The sequence below is a fragment of the Mycoplasma sp. 5370 genome (genome assembly GCF_054343435.1).
Map to the genome: position 1 here is coordinate 1 of NZ_JBTGVF010000046.1, position 1,876 is coordinate 1,876.

Below are 1,876 nucleotides of genomic sequence, written 5' to 3' on the forward strand. Positions count from 1 at the left end.
TTTAGATTTAAATTCTTCTTGTTGTTTTGCAAAATTTAAAACAATAAGTTCCTGAATTTTATCGCCACTCTGACCATTTATCGCCACTTTATCATTATTTTTATCGCCACTCTGACCATTTATCGCCACTTTATCATTACTTTTATCGCCACTATACCCGTTTATCGCCACTTTATCATCATTTTTATCGCCACTTTGCTCATTTATCGCCACTTTATCATCATTTTTATCGCCACTATACCCGTTTATCGCCACTTTATTTTGTGTATTATAGTTTAAATTTTTTAACACAATAAAGAAAGAACTAGTATTAGAAATAAATTGTGGAATTAATTTTTCGTTGTAATTTTCTTGCTTTTTGTAACTTTCTATAATTTTCTTTAGTCCGCTTCCGCGTCTTTCCATTAAATTAAGTCTGCTGAAGACATCAGCAATAATAGGGTTTCTTCTTTTTGAAGCAATTTGATAAATATTTTGTTCTTGAATTAAAGAACCATCGGACATCCCGCCAGGAGAATAAATTTCTAATCTATCATCATAGATATCAATGTGAATTTCTGAACCTTTTTCTGTATAATCCCTGTGAATTAAGGCATTTACAATACTTTCTCTTATAGCGATTTCTGGATAATCTGGATATTCAATTCTACTTACATCAGTTTTCTTTCACATTTTTTTATAATTAGAATTAATGAATTCTTCAGCACTTTGCAGTAAATACAAGATTGAACCTTGAAATTCTTTATCATCTAAGGCTTCAAGGCGACTATTTGCTTTATCTAAACCATTTCATCTAGTTGCAAAAACTCTTGATTGATAGACAAAATAATCATCTGCAAGCAAGGCACCAGCAAATGTTAAATTGCCCTTTTCGTTTATTAATGAAAAAGATAATAAATCACTATCATTTAAATTTTGTCCTGTTTTTTGAAAATAAACAGCTTTTAGTTTGCTAAAAGAAGCATTTTCGCTTTTTATATTACTATCAATACTATCAAAAGTTTTATTGCTTCCTTTTAAAACAAGATTTTTCATTTGTGAATAATTTGCAGAAACACTTTGATTTCCAATTCTTACAAATATTTTTCTATTTCCATTATCTATTATGTAGTAAGGTGTTTCGTTTCCTGGAGAAACTGTCAATATTATAAAATCTTTATTTTCATATTTTTGTATAGTTAGTTCTATATCAGGAATTGGATCTAATTTGGTTTTAATTATTTCACTAATTTTTTCAGAATCTTTTTTAGCATTAACTAAACCCACAAATTGATCATTATCATCAATACCAAAAATGATTTTTCCGCCTTTTGTGTTGGCAAAAGCAACAACAGTTTTTAATCAATTAGTAACTTTTTTTTCTTCTAACATTACTTTTTTTTCACAAAAACTTGTTTCACCAATATATTTTTTCAAATCCATTTCATTTCCTTTTTATTAAATATGTATATTAAAATTATACAATTTTTGTTTTAATAAAGTGGAAGAATTTAAGATTTTATAATAGAACTATTTTGTGTTTATATTTATTTAATTTTATATTGTTTTTCTTGAATAATTAAATAAAAAAGCATATTTTAAATAATTAAAATTACTTAAATTTTTAGCTTCTTTTTTCTTATTTATAGGACCAAGATCTCCATTAATTTCTTTATATCTTTTTGCTATTTCGATTAATTCTTCTCTTGTAAAATCATCTCAGGTAATTTGTCTAGGTTTCTTAATTTTTTTGGTACCTTGTTTTCTCTTGGAAGTTCTTTTTGTTGACAATTCTAATCTCATATTTAAATTATATAATACTTAATTATTATCTTTTTCAATTATAAAATATTAATCAAAATGTCCCTAGGATTTTACTAATCAAAATGTCCCTCTT

2 protein-coding genes are annotated in these 1,876 nt (G+C 26.0%); both read right to left on the minus strand.

Features of this window, described 5'->3' with window-relative positions; all coding sequences use genetic code 4:
• On the minus strand, nt 1-1,422 hold a 1,422-nt coding region (locus tag ACXX88_RS04065; protein ID WP_458559668.1), incomplete at its 3' end, for an ATP-binding protein.
• 114 nt (nt 1,423-1,536) lie between these two features.
• Nucleotides 1,537-1,782, minus strand: coding sequence for a hypothetical protein (locus ACXX88_RS04070; RefSeq protein WP_436358594.1), 246 nt, complete (start codon nt 1,780-1,782; stop codon nt 1,537-1,539).
• Between the last annotated feature and the right edge of the window lie 94 nt (nt 1,783-1,876).